The sequence below is a fragment of the Simkania sp. genome (genome assembly GCF_965215465.1).
Taxonomy (GTDB): domain Bacteria; phylum Chlamydiota; class Chlamydiia; order Chlamydiales; family Simkaniaceae; genus Simkania.
This window is the reverse complement of sequence record NZ_OZ244056.1, coordinates 2028861-2047813: the sequence shown is the minus strand read 5'-3', so window position 1 is coordinate 2047813 and position 18953 is coordinate 2028861. Positions and strand designations below refer to the sequence as shown.

Here is an 18953-nt window from a genome sequence, read left to right as displayed (position 1 = left end):
TTTTCTCGGTATTAATGAATTGCGTTCATTTTTGAGTATAATTAAACTTTTTGAATAAGCGGGTAAAAACCAAAAATACGCATGAATTAACACCACGTTAAAAGAGAGTTTTATTACTCGTAACATCTTCTGACTCTAAAAAAATCTACAGGATATTTGTTAGTCTTCAGTAAAGATGCGTTCAAATTTTCCCTTTGTGTAAATAATGAAGAGCCAGCTTGGCGTTCACCTTATAACTAGGCAAATTTTATAAATCTATGTAAAGGAATAGGTTGTAGTTAGAAGTAGAAGATATAGAGCATTAAGAATATAGAAATTATTGAAAAAAGCCAAGGCATTTGCCTTGGCTTTAAGGCTGAACTAAGGAGTTCGCTTAGAAATCAAAGCGAATTCCTGTATTGAGTCCTGTTAGCGACAGGTCGCCTTCTGGCGTTGTGTCATGAAATGAGGTAAAATTCATTTGATTCCACCAATACTGCGTTTCCCAACCCAGATGTAGGCTGAAATACATCCAATCCCAGAAGCAACGCTCCCATTCTAGGCCTAAATTTAAATAAGCCATGGGACGTAACCTATAAGTCTCGTCTGTAAGTCTTAAGGATACAGTATTTTCGTTGTTACGTATTCCTTTTTTATGAAGTCGGCCAGAGTTTTCTCCATACACTAGAGCTCCATGAATATCAGCATTGATATTAAACCCATAGCCTAGCTGCCAAGACCCAAAAACACCAATTTTTGGCCCTACAGCCCAAAAGCGGCTCTTTTCTCTTACACTCATGCTTTGGAATTCATCAGGTTGAGCTTGATCCACAGGTCTATCATAGTGAGTTGTTAAGTGTTGGCGTATTAAAGCTATTTTTAAACCTGCAATAGGGTGCAGAGCTAACATTTTACTGACGTAGTAATTTCTACCGAGATCTAAATCCCAAGCATTAAACTGTAGTTGCCATTTGCTGCTTGCTTTTTGAAAAAGTTGAAAGGTGGTCGCTCCAGCATTCGTAAAAGGATTGGACGCAAATAGACCTACAATAAAATCGGCATTTTCATTCCCAAAACTATCTACAGATACAGATGCTGAAGTCTTTGGATAAGAATATAGCCAAGTATAATGAGCGTGTAAATCCCAATCATCATAACCGAAGTTATATCCGAGACCTACACGGAACCCTGGATCGAATTCCCAATCTTGGTCTAGCTCTTTTGCGTTCACAGTCGCGTTAACATTATTGAATGAGGTTTGGGAGCCTTTCCATGCATATATTAAAGAATCTTCTGTAGCACGTAGCCAGAGAAATTCAATATCAAAGTAAGGTCCATTTTCCCCAAAGCAGCCACGGGCTGACGTCAAAACCACTTTCTGTTGCTGGCCTGAGTTAGAGGGGCTGTTTTGATAATCTAAGCCTTGGGAGCTTCTTTGAAGACTGTTTGTTTTTGGCTGAGAAGATGGGTCTTCGTTTGTATAACTTAAAATTGACGAAGTTTCGTTTTTTTCAAAATCTGAAGCTGCCTGACCAAAATTATATGCTTTTGGTTCACTAAATGCGTTTGCATTCAATGCTACGACTGCAGCTGCAGAAAGGAGAGAGAAAAGCTTCACAAGGGATCTCCTATGATAGTTCTTGTAAAAATTTCATTCTTTAAAAAATTTTTTTTTCAATCAATTCTTTTTCAAAAAAGCTTAGACAGCCCGATCAGCTGTGTATGAAAAATGTTGGTCGCTAGTTATCGTTAATGAATTAAGTTTTCTAATAGTGCAGATCAATTCAAAAAACGAAAGGAAAACTGACAATTAAATCAACTTTTGAGTATGTATCTATGCTCAGGTAGAAAATTCAATTTGAAGGAAATAATTCATGCCGCTTAAAATGTATGGGCAAAATGAGCCTCAAGGCAACTTGGAAAAGGTCTCCAATATTATTGGGGTTTTAGGTGGAAAAGGAGGTGTTGGCAAGTCAACTGTGACGGTGAATCTTGCCTTAGCGCTCAGTAAAAGAGGCCGGCGTGTTGGGATTCTAGACGCAGATGTTTATGGTCCTTCGGTCCGCCACTTATTAGGAGAAGCGGCTCCACCAGAGCAGGTAGGTGCTGAGATTGTTCCTGCAAAAGTGAAAGGGTTAGCAGTCATTTCTGTTGCTTTTTTCCAAGGTGAAGGCGAAGCATCAATTGTACGAGCTCCTGTAGCCAATCAAATCATTGATCAGTTTTTGGGCAAGATTTGTTGGGGCGAGCTCGATGATTTATTGATTGATTTTCCACCTGGAACGGGTGATATCCAAATCACACTGATGCAAAAGGCAAAGCTAACGGGTTCTGTGGTGGTGACCACACCTCAAGAAGTGGCGCTGCTTGATGTAAGAAAGTCAGTGCAGATGTGCCAACGTATGGATGTGCCACTTTTAGGTGTTGTAGAAAATATGAGTTACTTCCTTCATCAAAGTCAGCGGTATGCGCTCTTTGGCGAAGGAGGAGGAAAACTTCTTTCAGATGAGTTTGGGATCCCCCTTTTAGGGCAGATTCCAATTGATGCAGAGCTGAGTCGGACAGGAGACGAAGGTGTTTCCCTTTTCGAAACAAAGGCGGTCAGTCGCTCGAGCTTTGAAGAAGTTGCAGCCCGACTAGAGTCACGCTTAAAGGTGATGGCTTCAGCGGATAAAAAGCCAGAGGAATGGGTTTGGCAACATGATTGAACTTTGCAAGTTAACGCAAAAAGATCGGTACCAATTTGAAATTGAGTGGTCCGATGATTTAGTGCAGCAGTTCCGGCTATCTGACTTGCAAAAACAATGCCCTTGCGCTCGATGTGAGCAAGTGAAGAGAGATGTGAACCCAGATGTGATGGCAATAAAATTGACGAAGGTAGGAAACTATGCTCTCAAGATACAATTTACTGAAGGGTGCTCAAAAGGCATTTACCCCTTTGAACTTTTAAGAAAGATCGGTTCATGAAAAAACTATTTGCTTTAGTCGCTTTGTCCCTTTTGGTTTTTGTAGGATGCTCGAAAGGGCCGAAACAAAATCTCAATCAGTGGATGGCGGAAGATGGATGTTTGAAAGTGCTGTCAACAACAGCAATGGTTGAAGATGTGGTAAAGCAAGTAGGTGGCGAGGAGATCTATTCCCTCTGTTTGATTGTAGGGGATCTCGATCCGCATAGCTACGAATTGGTGAAAGGGGATGATGAAAAGCTTCAAACAGCGGACCTCATTTTTTATAATGGTGTGGGGCTAGAGCATGGTGCGAGCGTTCGTTACTACTTAACACATGATCCCAAAGCTGTTGCAGTTGGCGATACGCTTTTGGAAAGGTTTCCTGACAGGCTTGTTCGAGTGGATGGGGAATTAGATCCGCACATTTGGATGGACATGGACCTTTTTGCTGAAATTGTCGATCCCATTGTTACGGCGTTAAGTGAAAAAGATCCAGCTAAGGCAGAGCTTTTTCAGGAAAGGGGAAAGCGAGTGAAGGAGCAATTGAAAGCAAAAGATCGTTTGCTCCGCCAGACGATGAGCCAGGTGCCACCAGAAAAGCGATTTTTAGTGACGAGTCATGACGCGTTTCACTACTTCACTAAACGGTACTTAGCATTAGAAGAGGATCCCAATTGGGAAAAACGTGTACAGGCTCCAGAAGGGCTTGCTCCTGATGGGCAAATGAGTGTGTTTGACATTCAGAAAGTCACCGACTTTTTGTGTGAGAATCAGGTGCACGTGGTTTTTCCCGAATCGAATGTGAGTCGTGATTCGCTCCGTAAAATTGTCCATGTTTGCAAGAAGAAAGGGCTCGATGTTCATGTGGCAGATGTGCCACTGTATGGCGATACAATGGCTGGCGTTAGCAGCTATGTGGAAATGATGGAACATAATGTAAATACGTTAAAATCTCAGATGCTCGAGGGAAGATGAACAAACCTTTAATCGTTAAAAAATTGACGGTCAGCTATGGCCACTCTTCTGCTCTTTGGGACATTGACTTTGCAATTGATCCGGGGCAAATCATTGGAATCATTGGTCCAAATGGAGCAGGGAAAAGTACACTCATTAAAGCATTACTTGGGATCGTTAAACCTCTTTCAGGGCAGGCCTTATTTTTTGGAAAGCCGTTTAAGAAGAATCGCAATCGAGTGGCTTATGTGCCTCAAAAAGGATCGATCGATTGGGAATTCCCCACGACAGTTTTTGATGTTGTTCTCATGGGAGGCTATGCTCAGTTAGGGCCATTAAAGTGGTATCGGAAATCAGACCGAGAAAAAGCCTTGGATTTACTCCGTTTATTGCAAATGGAAGAACTGAAGGATCGACAAATTAGTCAGCTTTCAGGAGGGCAACAGCAACGACTATTTATCGCACGCGCACTCATGCAAGATGCAGATCTCCTATTTCTAGATGAGCCGTTTGCTGGAGTTGATAAAGCAACCGAAGCCTTGATCATGGAAATTTTGGTGCAGTTGAAAAAAGAAGGGAAAACGATTGTGATGGTTCACCACGATTTGAACACGGTCGAATCGTACTTTGATTCTTTACTGATCTTAAAGACGAGTCTCATTGCTTGTGGAAAAACCGCTGACGTTTTCAACGCCGATAATTTGAATCGCGCTTACGGAGAAAAGGGAGCTCTCTTTGATGAAGCTCTTAGTCTCTCGCTAAGCAAGTCTTCGGGGTTAAAATGAACTCACTTGCGTTTTGGCAATTTTTTACCGATCCTATTTTGCGTGTTCCCACACTCGGCGCGATGCTGATGTGTTTGGCCTCTTCGCTGATTGGAGTGCTCGCATTTGTGCGTCGTCGGTCGCTACTTGGTGAAGCGTTAGTACACGCGACCTATCCTGGAGTGGTTGTAGGAATCTTGCTTGCATCTGTTTTCTTTCAGCCATCAAATCCGCTTGCATTCTTTTGCGTTTTATTTGGCGCATTTCTCTTTGCCTGGCTTGGACTGTTTTGTATTGGAAAATTAGAAAAAAAACTTCGACTGCATCCCGATGCAGCCCTCTGCCTTGTCCTTTCGCTCTTTTTAGGGTTGGGAGTGACATTGGCGAGTCGGGTACAAATGACTCATCCTGTCTGGTACCAACAGATTCAGGTGTTTCTGTTTGGACAAGCTGCGACGATGGGGGATCAACATATTGGGATTTACGCGCTTCTTTCTGTTTGCATCATGAGCTTTGTGATTTTCCGCTTTAGGCAAATTGAGCTGATGCAATTTGATCGGGAGTTCATGCAAAGTCTTGGCATCCCGATGAAAGGGTGCCACATTTTGACCTCCTTTTTACTTATTTTGGCCCTTGTCATTGGGATTCGCAGTGTTGGGGTTGTCCTGATGTCTGGCATGTTGATCGCTCCAGCTGCATTTGCGCGGCAGTGGACCGAGCGGTTGGGGAAAATGTTTATCATTTCAGGTGTTGTGGGTACGCTGAGTGGCTTTTTAGGGGTTTATCTTTCAGTGAAATTGCCGCTTCTCATCGATCCAGAGCATCCGCTCTCGCTTCCGACAGGCCCGATTATTTTACTTGTCGCAGTGATGCTCACATTTTTATCATTGCTCTTTTCTCCAAAACGGGGCTGGGTTTCACGCGCCTTGCGCATTCGAAGTTTTAGGCAGCAGCGGCAAGTGGACCACGTGCTTAAAGCTCTTTGGAAAAGAGGAACCCTTTCTTTTAAAGACCTGCAACATGAAATGGGAGTGTCTAATTTTTCTCTTTCCTACCTTCTCTACCTGATTCGAAAAGAGGGGTGGGCAGAAGGGAGTCGCGTAGTGACATTAACCCATGAAGGAAAACGTCGTGGGGCACGCTTAGTACGTCTGCACCGCCTATGGGAACTGTATCTCACTTCAGAACTTAAAGTGTGTGAAGATCGGGTCCACTTTAGTGCAGAAGAAATGGAGCATATCTTAACTCCTGAAATTGAAGAGAGCTTAACGCGTGTTCTCAAAAATCCAACACAAGATCCGCACCATCAGCCGATCCCAACAAGGGAGGAAATTTGATGAATCCTTATTGGGGCAAAGGTTTTGGCGGTTTTTTTGTGACCCTCTTGGAAAGAATCGGGCAAGCTTTGCGCGGTGAATTAGGCCTGGAAAATTTGGCCAGTGACGAAATTCAAATTCTCGTTTTGGTTTTGATTGCTTGTTCCTCTGCTTTAGTCGGAACCTTTCTGGTCTTGCGTCGGATGACGATGTTAGCGAATTCTCTGTCACATACAATTTTACTGGGGATTGTCGTCACGTTCTTGCTTGTCCGTCACGCAGGTGGATCGGTGATGACACTCGATTTCAAAATGCTTGTCATTGCATCACTGATCACCGGGTTTCTGACGACTTTTGTGACCGAATGGTTTCATAAAAGTTTACGGTTGCAGGAAGATGCTAGCATTGGGCTTGTATTCACAACCTTTTTTGCTTTAGGCATTGTGGGGGTGACTCTCTTTTCAAGAAATGCCCATTTAGGCGTCGAAACGATTATGGGAAATGTCGATGCGCTCCATCTTAAAGATGTGAAGCTGGCTTTTTACCTGTTTCTCTTCAATCTGGGTTTAATTTTAGTGTTTTTTAAGCGGTATACATTGATGACATTTGACTCTGTTTTAGCCCGCAACTTTGGAGTGCCAGTGATTCTTTTAAATCACTTGCTCATGGTTCAAACAGCAGCGACAGCAATTGGAGCGTTTCGAGCCCTTGGAGTGTTCCTCTTTTTGGCCCTCCTTGTTGTTCCGGTTTTAACCGCACGTTTCTTTTGTCATCGCCTCAAGCCACTACTTGCTTTGTCCTGTCTGATTGGATCGCTTGGGGCTGTGATTGCCGTGGCACTTTCGCGCCATTTCCTCTCAACTTATCAAGTTTCTTTTTCTACAGCCGGTCTGACAGCAATGACCCTGGGAGGGCTGTTTTTGATTGGCATTACCGCCTATCATGTGCTACTATCGCTAAAGAAAAGTAGAAATATCTCTCATGAAAAAGAAACAAATCACCTTGCTCGGAAGCACCGGGTCCATCGGCCAGAGCACTCTTAAAGTCGCTGCCCATCTCAAAGACAAAGTCCAGGTTGTAGCACTTGCCGCCCATTCAAATATTGATCGCTTAGAAGAGCAGGCGCGCGAGTTTCACCCAGAGCTTCTTGCTGTTTATGATGCCAACAAAGCGTTAGAATTACAAAAGCGCCTTCCTCACATTCCCGTTTTAGCAGGAATGGCAGGGCTCGAGGCTGCTGCTACACATGCCAATGTTAATTTTGTTGTGTCCGCCATTGTTGGAGCTCGAGGGATTCGCCCGACGTTGAAAGCCATTGAAGCGGGTAAGTCTGTTGGCTTGGCTAACAAAGAGGTGCTCATTGCTGCAGGTGATCTCATCATGAAACGGGTGCGAGAAAAAGGTGTTTCTCTTGTCCCAATTGATAGCGAACATAGCGCGATTTTTCAATGTCTCAATGGCGAAGAAGTTGAAGGAGTGAGACGGATTATTTTGACAGCGTCAGGCGGCCCCTTTCGGAATCATTCGGAAGAAGATCTGACCCAAGTCACACCTTCTTGCGCTCTCAAACATCCCAATTGGAGCATGGGCAAAAAAGTCACAATTGACTCTTCGACATTGATGAACAAAGGGCTTGAGGTGATCGAAGCGCACCATCTTTTTGGAGTGAAGCTCGATCAAATTGATGTGGTGGTCCATCCCCAAAGTCTCATTCATAGTTTTGTTGAGTTTGTCGACGGTTCACTTCTTGCTCAAATAGCAGAACACGACATGATTATTCCGATTCAGTACGCTTTGACTTATCCGAGCCGCGCAAAAGGAATTGTTTCTTGTTTCGATTTTCTCAAGTATTCTAAACTAGAATTTTATCATCCGGATCACGCCCGGTTTCCCTGTTTGGGATTAGCTTACGAAGCAGCAAAAAATGGGGGGTCGTTGCCCTGTTTTATGAATGCTGTCAATGAAGTTCTCGTCGATCGTTTTTTAAACGGAGCGATCTCGTGGATAGAGATTGGGCAAAAGCTCGAAACGCTTATGAGTCGCCATCGAGTCTGTCCGATCAATGATTTAGAAACCGTCTTCGCTGTGGATCAAGAAGCACGCGAAGAAGCAATAAGCATATAGAGGTCCTGTGCATAGTGTCATTTACATCGTTTTAGCTCTACTTGGTTTAACCTTTCTCGTTTTCATTCATGAACTCGGGCACTACATTGTAGCCAAACGTCAAGGAATGAAAATTGAAACCTTCAGTATTGGCTTTGGAAAGCCAATCGTGTCTTGGATGCGGAAAGGAGTGAAATGGCAAATCTGTTTCATTCTCGTTGGAGGCTATGTCAAAATTGCCGGCATGGACAAAGAAGGAGACTTAGAGCCTCACGAAGTTCCTGAAGGATTTTATTCGAAAAGGCCTTGGTCACGGATCAAAGTTGCCTTAGCAGGACCCATTGTCAATCTCGTCTTTGCTCTTGTGGCTTTTGGAATCATCTGGGGGCTTGGAGGCCGCGAAAAATCGTTTAGTGAATTCACCCGCTTAATCGGCTGGATGGATCCACAATCCGAACTCTATGCCAATGGAGTTCGACCAGGAGATGAAATCACCGAGTACAATGGAGAAGCCTTTGAAGGGTTCAAAGACCTCGTTTACGCTGCCTTGATGAATGGGCGTCCAGCGACAATCGAAGGAAATAAAATCAATTACTTCAAAGACGTTAAGATTCCTTATGACTACACCTTGAAACCCTATGAAAGTCCCTTACTTCGCAAAGGATTAAAAACCGTTGGCGTCTTGGCACCCGCTTCTTATCTCATCTACGATGAATTTGCAAATGCTCAAACAGATTCGCTCTTCCCTCATTCTCCTATGGCTGTGAGCGGCATTGAAAAAGGGGACCGCCTCGTTTGGGTTGATGGAGAGCTTGTCTTCTCTCAAAGCCAGCTCATCCAAGTGCTAAACGGTGGCAAGGTTCTCTTAACAGTTAAAAGAGGTGGCCAAGTTTTTTTAGCCAAAGTTCCTCGCCTGGCAGCAGCTGACCTGCGACTGACGCGCGAAGTGTCCACAGAGCTGAGCGATTGGAGTTACGAAGCAAATCTCCATAAAAAAGAAGGAACTCTCTACTTTATTCCCTACAACCTTTCTAGTAATCTCACCGTTGAAAGCGGGCTTTCGTTTGTAGGAGAGAATTCCAAGTTGACGCATGTTTCTCATCTTCCCCCAAGCTCACCGCTAGATATCTTGCTTGAAACCGGAGACCAGATTCTTGCTGTTGATGGGACGCCTGTTTCAAGTGGTCCTGAGTTTTTAAGCTCTTTGCAAACGCGTCAAGTACAACTCATTGTCAAACGCAACACAAAGCTCGATACGATTCTTTGGAAAGACGAAGACAAAGCATTTGAAAACGACACGAATTGGGATGACCTTCTTCCAATTGCGGCATCGATTGGATCTCATGTCCCTCTCAGAGAGAGTGGAAACTTTTACCTTCTCAACCCCGTCACACCCATTGCTCTGAAAGATTTTCCCTTTCCAGCTGAGATGAAAACAAAACTCGACCGTGAGCATCAAAAACAACTCGCTGAGGTTGAAAAGATCAGTGATCCTGAAGCAAAAGAAGCTGTGATGAAAGAGATTCAAGCCTCTCAAAACCGCTTGATGCTAGGTGTTCACTTTCAAGACCGTCCGGTGATTTACAACCCCAATCCTCTGGCACTTTTTGGCAATGTTTTCCAAGAAATTGCCCGTAACCTCATCGCCCTTGTTTCAGGTTACTTTAGTCCCAAGTATTTTGGCGGGCCTGTGTTCATTGTCCAAGTGATGAAACATAGCTGGGCTGTTGGAATTAAAGAAGCTCTGTTTTGGTTAGGTGCGATTAGTCTCAATCTTGGCGTACTGAACCTACTACCCATTCCGGTGCTTGATGGAGGACACATTTGTTTTTCGATCATTGAAAAGATTCGAAGAAAACCTCTTAAAGCAAAAACGATGCAACGGCTCACCATTCCGTTTGTGATTTTGCTTATTTTTGTGTTTATTTACTTAACCTATAACGATCTTTCCCGCATTTTCGGACGCTTCTTTTAGGATGATGCCCGATAAGGGTTGTAATAGTAAGTGTGGAGATTGAAAAGTGCATGCTGCACGAAAGGGGCAAAATCAGAGTAAGTTTTCAAGTAACTCGCAATCGCGCGGAAAAAACAAGCAGAGATGACCTTATAGTTCCAAGCAGATGTTAAGACCTCTGGCGGCAGAGGTCCTTGATTTGCGGGAGCCACTTCGCTTAAGGCGAAAATGGCAATGTAAACGACACTTAAGACAGGCATTGAAATTTCAGAAGGGGTCGTTTGTAAAATCAGTGCATGCATCATCGCCCAGACAAGGCCAACTTTTGTATCTGTTGTCAATCCTTGGTCGTTGGTGATTGGCTTTCCAACAAGTGCGCGCGTTGCGCTAGAGCTCACGGCAAAAGATGCAATCAGCCGAAGAGGTAAAGCGTATATGGTTTCTGAGGGAAGAAGGAGCGAATAGAGGCATTCTTCAGAAACCGCGCTGAATAGAACTTTCGCTAAAGTATTTGGAACAGGTCGTTCACTCCCACTTAAGAAGAAAAACCTTGCGATGCGATCAACCCCAGTTGCAACAGCATATCCACCAAAACCTTGAAAAAGAGGATGAAATTGAGTAGTGCTTGAAGTGAATTGCGAAGCACCTTCGCAAAGTCCTGCAGAGCGCAAACAAACAAGTTGTTGAAGTGGTTGTAACATCTTTCCTCCAGAAGAATTGAACGGAAAAGCCTATTCCAAGATTCTATTTTTGTCTACCGTCCTCTGGAGAGCAACATTTAGAACCGCTTGCCAACACCTAGGTAAAAGAAATGGTCATAAAAAGAACTGTTGTATTGGAAAGTGTAACTAGCTTCTGTTTGCCAGCCATTGACAAATCTAAATAAGAGATCGGCTGCCAAAAGCAAGCTGTTTCTTGAAGCTCCAAAAGCTGTGACATTTGTAGGTTGGGTTGAGATCACAAATGGAGTAAATCCAACTGTTCGATCGTTGTTTAAATACTCATGTATCCATTCGGTATCGAATTCAAAGGTCAATGTGAAGCTTTTTCTTATGAGGTCGTAACATGTCCTAGCACCTAATTGAGTGTTTAAGGAGTCAGTGGATTGAGAGTTAACTTTTAGGTTGTAAATTCCTGCTCCGCTTTCTTTGAAACCACTGATGTGATTATAGATGTACTGTAAGTAGAGATAGGGTGTGAACGAAAACTGCTTCGGTAGAGCAAAGGTGTATTCTAAACCAAGAAGAGCATCAAAGAGGTTCTGATCGGTATCGCTTCTTGCAGTGCTTTTGTTATCAAAGCCTGTTCTTCGATTGAGGTGATCCCAAATGTGAGCATAACCAAGAATGGCTTCGATAGAAAGTGCTGGCAGAATTTGTGGGAAAAATGAGCTATAGATACTACCATGGAGGATGTGGTTTTGAAAGTTTCCAGAGCTTTTTTCTCCATCTCCCCACTGTCTACGATATTGAATAATCGCCCCTAATCCAATATCGAATGGCGAGTGCTCGATGTCACGGAAAAGATAATCTGCACCAAGCAATCCTCCAACAGAAGTGTAGGTTGAGCCGATTTGATCTCCTTTTGAATCGACGCGACCAAAGGAAGCGATTGGGCCGATATAGACTTTTCCGAATCTTGTTTGTCGAGACCCTGCAGGGAGTTGTTTCTCGTTGGAGTTGCTTGCTTCATGATCGATCGTGTTGACGCTAGATGGGTCGTCTAAAGAGGCGACTGTTCCTTTGACTTGAGGATTTGAGAGGTCGATTTGCGCAATCTCGTTCCGATTGTTAGAAGAGCTACCATTTGAGATCCGATTTCTGAATTGAAAACACTTTCTAGTGATATATGAATTGTGTTGTTTGATCGTTGCAATGGAAATGTGAGAATTTCCACTAAAATGTCCTGGTACAGCTGGACTTGTGTTGAGTTGGACTGCGTTAGTTAGATAGGTAAGGTCTGGTACAATCGAGGCAGGGAACCCTTGGAATGCCACATTGGAAAAGGTATTTGAGACACCGTTTTGAGCTACAATTAAATCAAAGCTTTGGTTTGTTGCTAAAGAGGGGTCTGAAGATGCATTGACGATGAGATTTCCACCGATGTTTGCTTGGTCGCTTGCAACAACTTTTCCAAAATTTGTATTTGTTATGAGGTTGAGCTGGAGAGTTCCAGGGCTGTTTTGGGTATAGGTTTGAGCTGCGACTACGCCGGAATTATTCAGAGTTCCACCTGTGAGACTTAGGTCTGCATCGGATGAGCCGAGTGTCGCTCCTTGACTATTTGTAACCATGCCGCCCGTAATGGAGAACTGACTACTAGGACCCGCGTTCATTTGAGCTCCAGACTGGTTATTGACTGTACCACTGCTAATCGTAAAGTTTCCACCAGAAGTCATTGTAGAGCTATTTGTGACGGTTGCGTTGCCGCTAATGCTTAAAGTTGTCCCAGCAGTGAACGTTGAAGAGTTGTTGACGATAATGGGATTCACATTTCCTGGAAGATCTTCGATGATAATAGAACCTGTGGTTTGAACTGTTCCACTATTATTGAGCGTACTCCCGTCGATTGTAAGGCTGGCAGGCATGATCGAACCATTGTTTGTTAAGACCCCGTTTGTTTGTGTTCCCTCGATAATTTGCAGGTTGCTACTAGTTGATGTGATCGCAGTGTTGGGTCCGAGAGTCAATGTTCCCGAACTGAGTGAAATCACAGAGTCTGTATTGAGCACAATAGGGGCATCAATTGTCGCAGCTCCTGCTGTGAGGACGATTGAGGGGCTGGAGCTTCCTCCTGGAGCATCTAAGGTGATAATACTACTACTGTCAAACTGATTGATGGTGTAAGTGGTATTCGCAGAGTTAAATGCGATTTCGTGCAGCGTGATAGGTAATGCACCACTTCCGTCTTCAAGAGTGGCTGTGATATTTGCAGCAGCAACATCATTAAATGTGGCGGAATCTTGGTCATTGCCACCGATTCCAGGGACACAACCAGACGACCAATTTCCAACTGTTCCCCAGTTGCCATTGGCTGTTGAGGTCCAAATTCCATCGCAGCCTCCCACACCTAAGGTGACTTGGGTTTTGGTATATTTCAATTTACCAAAAGGAAGGGTCGCAGGCATGAATGAGCCATTCACTTGTTTTCCAGTGCCAGAAGATTGCAATAGGATGATTTCAGTCCCAGAAGTTGGGCTAAATCCTCCAGTATTTGTCACGTTTAAGGTGCCGGCTAGATTAATTCCAGCAGTTGTAGAGATATTGCCGACAGGTGAGGCAGACGCAGTCGGAAAGCTCAGTTCGAGTGTTCCAGAGCTATTTTGTGTGTAGTTTGTTGCTAGGACCTGGTCAGAAGACGTGAGCATGCCTCCACTTACCGTTAAGTCTGAATTAGACGTTCCTAACATCCCCCCCTGATCATTCGTTAAGCTGCCTCCAGCCACTTCTAGCAGGCTATTGGGGCCAGCATTTAATTGAGCTCCAGATTGATTCGTGACGGTGCCGTTGCTAATGGTGAAATTTCCACCCGAAGTCATTGTAGAGCTATTTGTAACGGTTGCGTTTCCTCCAATGCTTAGAGTTGTTCCAGCAGTGAACGTTGAAGAGTTGTTGACGACAATGGGATTCACATTTCCTGGAAGATCTTCGATGATAATAGAACCTGTGGTTTGGACTGTTCCACTATTATTGAGCGTACTCCCGTCGATTGTAAGACTGTCAGGCTTTATTGAGCCGTTGTTTGTTAAGACTCCGCCGGTTTGTGTCCCTTCGATAATTTGCAAGTTACTACTAGGTGATGTGATCGCAGTGTTGGATCCGAGAGTCAATGTTCCCGAACTAAGTGAAATCACAGAGTCTGTATTGAGCGCAATCGAGGCATCGATTGTCGCAGCTCCTGCTGTGAGGACGATTGAGGGGTTGGAGCTTCCCGCTGGAGCATCTAAGGTGATAAGACTATTACTGTCAAACTGATTGATTGTGTAATTGGTAGAGGAGGAATTAAATGCGATTTCGTGCAGTGTTACGGGCAATGCAGTACTTCCTGCATCATTTGCAAGAGTGGCTATGACATTTGCAGCAGCAACATCATTAAATGTGGCAGAATCTTGGTCATTCCCAGTGGTTCCTGGGACACAACTAGATGACCAGTTTCCCATCGTTCCCCAGTTGCCATTGGTTGTTGAGGTCCAAATTCCATCGCAGCCTCCATTACCCAAAATGACTTGGGTTTTGGTATATTTCAATTTACCAAAAGGGAGGTTGGTCGTCGTGAATGTGCCCTGCACCTGTTTTCCGGTGCCAGAAGATTGTAACAGGACGACTTCGGTCCCAGAAGTTGGGCTAAAGCCTCCAGTATTAGTCACGGTTATGGTGCCATCTAAATTAATTCCAGCAGTTGTAGAGATATTTCCCACCGGTGTGGCTTGATTTGTCGGAAAGTCTAATCCGAGTGTAGCAGAAGCTCCTTGAGTATAACTCGTAGCTGTAACTGTATTAGTGCTGAGTACAGTGCCAGAATTATCTAAACTCCCAACGGTTGTTGGGAAACTTTGGAAGTTAGCTGTGGCTCCAGAACTCACTGTGACAGGCGAATTGATTCCAAAAGCTCCATAGGTGGAAGTGGAGGCTATCCCCGCTCGAAGTGTTCCAGCGCTCACATTTGTGGCCCCTTGGTAAACGTTCTGGCCAGTGAAAGTCAGTGTTCCCGCTCCATCCTTGGTGAAACCATTTGTCGAGAGCCCTGCAACCACTCCAGAAACCGTCATGTCATTGCCATTTGTATCGATCGTTCCATCTGCCATGAAGACAATTGAAGGCGTAAAATTAGGAAATCCATCTGTAATTTGAAGGATACCGCTGCCTGGGCTATTGAAAACAACTTGCGTCGAGCCTGATGAAAATGTCTGAGGTGTCACACTGAGTGTTCCTTGCTTAATGATCGTCTTTGCTGCGTAGTTATTTCCTGTGTTTGTTAGGGTGAGTGTGCCCGCTCCCGTCTTTGTGAGAGGGTTCGATCCAGAGATAGGACCACTGAGCTCGAGATTGAAACTATTTGTATCAAATCCGCCAGGGTTAGCAAGGGTGATAGCTTGGGAAAGTGTCATATTTCCAGCGATTTGAAGGGTGCCCCCAAAAGTATCAAATGTAATCGCCGCTGGAGCTGTTAAGCTCGTTGCATTTCCATTTAAAGTTCCCCCTGCGATAGTGAGAGGTCCTGACAAACTAGAGTTTGTGATAGTCAATGTTCCACGCCCAAGTTTTGACCACGGTCCACTCCCAGTTAATGATCCGGTAAGATTGACATTGTAGTCGTTAACGCTAATGGAAGCTGTCCCATCAACTTGCATTGGTTTGCTTGAAGTCAGTGAATCGCCAAATACAAGCGATCCTGCACCAGAAGGGAAATTGACTTGTGAGGTTGAACCTAATCCCTTTAAGACATTTAAAGCACCGCCTGTCTGAATGGTTGTTGTTCCTGAATAGGTATTTGTTTCCATTAGAGCAAGTGTTCCCGTTGGGACGACTAAAGTTCCCGTACCTGATATGATTCCATAAAAAGGGAGATCTTCAGAGCCCGCAGTTACGGTGAGTTCTGCAGATCCTAGACTAACTGTGCTCCCGGGATTTCCTTCCAAGCTCTTCAACGTATTATTATTGCTGTTCAAGTTGAATATGCTATTCCCCAGTAGATTTAGGGTTGGTTGATAACTTGTACTTCCAATAGCTCCAGCAATGCCGGCTGAGAGAGTCGCGGGAGTTGAGACACTTCCGATTGTGATCACTCCCGAAAACTGGTTGGACTGATTGAACGTTACTGTGCCAGAAGAGACATTCACAACTCCTGATGCTGTAGTAACAAATGGGTTGCTAGACATTGTGTAAGTGTCTTGAAAAGTCATCACATCGACGGAAAGAGCCCCAATATCATTTGTAACTGTGTTTATTGTGGGAGATGCTGGAAAGACTAGTTCTAGATCACTACCCCCTGGCACTCCTGTAGGGTTCCAATTTCCTGCAGTATTCATGGAATTGGTGGTTCCTTGCCATGTTGAGGTATTGGGAGTAGCGAATAAATTGATAGGGATGATCAGTAAGAGTAAAGCTTTTCTTAATCTCATTTGGTCTCACATTTTTTAAGAGTTAATCCTATCCAGCCCAAGGAGGAGGCGAGCTATTGTACGTAATGGTAAATTCTGGGGGCGATCCTGTTGCCGAAAATACAATGCTATTTAAGAAGTGTTGGTCTGTTGCTGAATAAGTACTTGTTGCCGTCGAGGGAAGCACAGCTTGATTTTGAAGATTGATATGGTATTCATAGTCTGTCCCATCAAAAGTGAACTTGATGACAAATGGATTGCTGTCATCTACTTGAACCGAGCCTAAGATGGTATTTTCAGTAGAGGAAGCACTAGTTGTCTGCGTTGACGAACCATTATAGTAGGTAAATGACACATCGACTCCACCTCCAGCAGGTCCCATAGTCACGTTGTAGGCTTGATTGTTTGCAGCGAGGTCAGGAATGTTTGTTCCAGTCAAACTGAGCAACGTGATGACAATATAGGGCTCAGTCACTTCTGGGTCTTGAGACGGATTGCCAAGGCTATCTTGGATTGCAATTCCATTAATGATTCCACTCATATTCAATAGGTCATCAAAATCATAACCATAGCCAAGGCCTAAGGTTGGATTCGATTGGACTTTCCCTTGATTGATCTGTAACTCGTGCAGCACGATGTCGTAAAGATTGTACCATGGGCCATTACTGTAACCTGGAGGGTTTATAAAATACTTTATTGCACTGTATCCTCCATTGTTATTGACAAAAGGGGTCGTAGGAGAAGTTGTCGAGGCGGTATATGGCAGCTGACCGATCGTAAAAAGCGCACTGATGAGTTTAGAGAGTTCATTTGTGTAAGCGGCAGGAACGCTTGCAGGTATAAATGGCCAGACAGAGCCGCTTAGCATCTGATCGAAAGGGAGATCATTCAAGTCAATTGTCACATCTAAACTAGAGCTACTTTGAGCCGCAAAACTTAAGACGAGGTTTTGCCCTGAAACGGATGTGATGGTGTAGGTCTCAGCAGGCTCTTTGGCAGGAAATACTTGGGCGTAAAGCGTATTTGTTAGGTAGTAGTCATACACAGCTTGGTAAAAGCTCTTACCTGCTTGTGGACCATTAGTTGAGTCAGTGCCGTAGGTTGAAGGGAAAAATTGCGGAGGGTTTTTTCCTCCTTGAAAGAGTGGACTTTCTCCTAAATCAATACTATTTTTTGCTGCGAGAATCCGAACGCAACTAGATGGTGTTGAATCTGTGTAAGGGTTATCGTAAAACGGAACATCCAAATACTGCCATGAGGGATAGGATTCAACACCAGTTTCGGATAAACCGGCATTCATCTGGGTAATAATGTCTTCACGTGTCAAGCTAGTCTCTGTTCCAGAAGCGTAAGTATCCGCTGTACTAATCTGTTGATTAGAGGGATAGCTGTAAGTCGCGAGTTGCATGGGGAGGCAAAAGTAATCGACCCAGGAAAGGTTTAGAAATAATTGCGTTGTTGAATCTGTAACCGAGTTATCAAGGCCAAACTCAAAATCTTGATACAAAGTGTAGAAGTTAGGATCGTTTCTTGAAGTCACAGAAGCATCATCAACTCCCATGACGCCAAGCGCAGGGTTGATAGAAGTTCCTAGATACATCGGATAGTTGATCGATAGATAAGCCCTTGAGGAAGCGTTAATGGGTAGATAAACTAAGTAAGCATTGCTGAAAGGGGTTCCCGTGACAGCTGGGAGCTGGTCAAGCGTGACACTCACTGATGCTGAACTGGGGGTGCCGTCTGCAGTTGGGTAAACAAACTGGCAAACCCCACTTGCATCTGGAACCAAAAAACAGGGAAAGCCATCAGGGTCATTTCCATGCGCAACGAAGTAAACTTGATTGGCATTCAGATTTGAACTATTCACTAAAACAACAGGGCAGAAATTTTGCAATGGGGCTGGAGAAACGGCTTGCAGAAGTTGCGGGGAAAGAATTGTAATTACGAAGATTATTATTCTAGTAAAATATGAAAGACACATATTCACCGTCCTATTTCTTTTAAGGTGTCGATTGCTTTGACCTGAAAATCCCTCTGATCATCCCATAGGTCTTTTTCATTTCAGTTGAAAAGTCAATGCTATAGGAATAAGAATTTTTTTTTTATTTTTTTTTTTTGATCTGAAAAAACCTACTCTTTTCGTGTGTGCAGAAAAGAGAGTTTTGCGTATCTTAAAAGGAAAACTTCCTTTGGCAATCGAGATAAGTGCATGGCAAAACTCTACTTTTATTACTCGGCGATGAACGCAGGAAAAAGTACAACACTGCTACAGTCGAGCTACAACTACCGTGAAAGAGGGATGAACACCCTCCTTTTTGCACCTAGGTTTGATGATCGCTTTGGCGATCCCGCAATTTATTCGCGCATCGGCCTAAAACAAGAAGCCCTTTTGTTCGAAAAGGGATCTGATATCTATCATCAAACTGAAGAAAAAATCGATGAAATAGGCGCTTTGCATTGTGTTCTCGTTGATGAAGCTCACTTTCTCACGAAACCACAGGTCGCACAACTCGTCTCGATCACGAAAAAACTGCATGTCCCTGTCTTATGTTATGGCCTCCGCTCTGACTTTTTAGGGGAACCTTTTGAAGGGAGTCAGTATTTGCTCACTTGGGCTGATGAGCTGATTGAAATCAAGACCATTTGCCATTGCGGTAGCAAAGCCACGATGAACATGCGTATCGATGAGGAAGGAACCCCTGTGAGTAAAGGAAATCAAGTCCACATTGGTGGCAATGAAAGTTATCTTTCGGTTTGCATGAAACATTTTGTCGAAGCGATCGATGCTATTGAAGAAATTGCATTTGAACAGGCCCTGTCTAAATAGGAGTGAAA

At 44.0% G+C, this 18953-nt stretch carries 13 protein-coding genes; 9 read left to right on the top strand and 4 right to left on the bottom strand.

The genetic code is table 11. The features are described from left to right. Positions 1–373: 373 nt before the first annotated feature. Positions 374–1597 (bottom strand): Lpg1974 family pore-forming outer membrane protein, encoded by a 1224-nt coding sequence (locus ACOOFG_RS09595; RefSeq protein ID WP_420421251.1) that lies wholly within the window; start codon positions 1595–1597, stop codon positions 374–376. 256 nt (positions 1598–1853) lie between these two features. Between ACOOFG_RS09595 and ACOOFG_RS09590 the strand changes: the two genes are divergently transcribed. From ACOOFG_RS09590 to ACOOFG_RS09555, 8 genes are read left to right on the top strand one after another with little or no spacing between them, the layout of a single operon-like run. Further along, the gene (locus tag ACOOFG_RS09590; RefSeq protein ID WP_420421250.1) at positions 1854–2687 is read left to right on the top strand and encodes an Mrp/NBP35 family ATP-binding protein; all 834 of its coding nucleotides are present in this window, start codon (positions 1854–1856) and stop codon (positions 2685–2687) included. Next, the gene (locus ACOOFG_RS09585; protein ID WP_420421249.1) at positions 2680–2946 is read left to right on the top strand and encodes a DUF971 domain-containing protein; all 267 of its coding nucleotides are present in this window, start codon (positions 2680–2682) and stop codon (positions 2944–2946) included. The genes ACOOFG_RS09590 and ACOOFG_RS09585 overlap by 8 nt, the downstream gene beginning before the upstream one ends. Further along, entirely contained in the window at positions 2943–3902 is a 960-nt protein-coding gene (locus ACOOFG_RS09580) for a metal ABC transporter solute-binding protein, Zn/Mn family (protein WP_420421248.1), read from the top strand. The genes ACOOFG_RS09585 and ACOOFG_RS09580 overlap by 4 nt, the downstream gene beginning before the upstream one ends. Continuing rightward, complete coding sequence (locus ACOOFG_RS09575) at positions 3899–4666, top strand: metal ABC transporter ATP-binding protein (protein ID WP_420421247.1); 768 nt, start codon at positions 3899–3901, stop codon at positions 4664–4666. The genes ACOOFG_RS09580 and ACOOFG_RS09575 overlap by 4 nt, the downstream gene beginning before the upstream one ends. After that, positions 4663–5982 (top strand): iron chelate uptake ABC transporter family permease subunit, encoded by a 1320-nt coding sequence (locus tag ACOOFG_RS09570; RefSeq protein ID WP_420421246.1) that lies wholly within the window; start codon positions 4663–4665, stop codon positions 5980–5982. The genes ACOOFG_RS09575 and ACOOFG_RS09570 overlap by 4 nt, the downstream gene beginning before the upstream one ends. Further along, complete coding sequence (locus ACOOFG_RS09565; protein WP_420421245.1) at positions 5982–7004, top strand: metal ABC transporter permease; 1023 nt, start codon at positions 5982–5984, stop codon at positions 7002–7004. Before ACOOFG_RS09570 ends, ACOOFG_RS09565 begins: the two co-directional genes overlap by 1 nt. Continuing rightward, on the top strand, positions 6943–8085 hold the full coding sequence (locus ACOOFG_RS09560) for a 1-deoxy-D-xylulose-5-phosphate reductoisomerase (RefSeq protein ID WP_420421244.1): 1143 nt from the start codon (positions 6943–6945) through the stop codon (positions 8083–8085). Before ACOOFG_RS09565 ends, ACOOFG_RS09560 begins: the two co-directional genes overlap by 62 nt. A gap of 7 nt (positions 8086–8092) precedes the next feature. Further along, entirely contained in the window at positions 8093–10039 is a 1947-nt protein-coding gene (locus ACOOFG_RS09555; protein WP_420421243.1) for a site-2 protease family protein, read from the top strand. On the opposite strand, the gene ACOOFG_RS09550 is transcribed toward ACOOFG_RS09555, so the two are convergent. The 3 genes from ACOOFG_RS09550 to ACOOFG_RS09540 all read right to left on the bottom strand — a co-directional run bounded on the left by ACOOFG_RS09550 (position 10036) and on the right by ACOOFG_RS09540 (position 17985). Beyond that, positions 10036–10719 (bottom strand): hypothetical protein, encoded by a 684-nt coding sequence (locus ACOOFG_RS09550; RefSeq protein ID WP_420421242.1) that lies wholly within the window; start codon positions 10717–10719, stop codon positions 10036–10038. The genes ACOOFG_RS09555 and ACOOFG_RS09550 overlap by 4 nt on opposite strands. Positions 10720–10796: 77 nt before the next feature. Further along, a complete protein-coding gene (locus ACOOFG_RS09545) occupies positions 10797–16139 on the bottom strand; it encodes an autotransporter domain-containing protein (RefSeq protein ID WP_420421241.1) in 5343 nt (1780 codons plus the stop codon). 28 nt (positions 16140–16167) lie between these two features. Next, positions 16168–17985, bottom strand: a complete 1818-nt coding sequence (locus ACOOFG_RS09540) for a beta-1,3-glucanase family protein (protein WP_420421240.1) — start codon at positions 17983–17985, stop codon at positions 16168–16170. Positions 17986–18327: 342 nt separating this feature from the next. Between ACOOFG_RS09540 and ACOOFG_RS09535 the strand changes: the two genes are divergently transcribed. Then, positions 18328–18945 carry a thymidine kinase gene (locus tag ACOOFG_RS09535; RefSeq protein WP_420421239.1) on the top strand — a complete coding sequence of 206 codons (618 nt, stop codon included), beginning with the start codon at positions 18328–18330 and terminating at the stop codon, positions 18943–18945. The last annotated feature ends 8 nt before the right edge of the window (positions 18946–18953 follow it).

What these genes read in the sequence shown, in the direction of transcription:
- ACOOFG_RS09590 (WP_420421250.1), top strand. Translation starts at nt 1,854, where the DNA reads ATGCCGCTTAAAATGTATGGGCAAAATGAGCCTCAAGGCAACTTGGAA.
- ACOOFG_RS09585 (WP_420421249.1), top strand. Translation starts at nt 2,680, where the DNA reads ATGATTGAACTTTGCAAGTTAACGCAAAAAGATCGGTACCAATTTGAA.
- ACOOFG_RS09580 (WP_420421248.1), top strand. Translation starts at nt 2,943, where the DNA reads ATGAAAAAACTATTTGCTTTAGTCGCTTTGTCCCTTTTGGTTTTTGTA.
- ACOOFG_RS09575 (WP_420421247.1), top strand. Translation starts at nt 3,899, where the DNA reads ATGAACAAACCTTTAATCGTTAAAAAATTGACGGTCAGCTATGGCCAC.
- ACOOFG_RS09570 (WP_420421246.1), top strand. Translation starts at nt 4,663, where the DNA reads ATGAACTCACTTGCGTTTTGGCAATTTTTTACCGATCCTATTTTGCGT.
- ACOOFG_RS09565 (WP_420421245.1), top strand. Translation starts at nt 5,982, where the DNA reads ATGAATCCTTATTGGGGCAAAGGTTTTGGCGGTTTTTTTGTGACCCTC.
- ACOOFG_RS09560 (WP_420421244.1), top strand. Translation starts at nt 6,943, where the DNA reads ATGAAAAAGAAACAAATCACCTTGCTCGGAAGCACCGGGTCCATCGGC.
- ACOOFG_RS09550 (WP_420421242.1), bottom strand. Translation starts at nt 10,719, where the DNA reads ATGTTACAACCACTTCAACAACTTGTTTGTTTGCGCTCTGCAGGACTT.
- ACOOFG_RS09545 (WP_420421241.1), bottom strand. Translation starts at nt 16,139, where the DNA reads ATGAGATTAAGAAAAGCTTTACTCTTACTGATCATCCCTATCAATTTA.
- ACOOFG_RS09535 (WP_420421239.1), top strand. Translation starts at nt 18,328, where the DNA reads ATGGCAAAACTCTACTTTTATTACTCGGCGATGAACGCAGGAAAAAGT.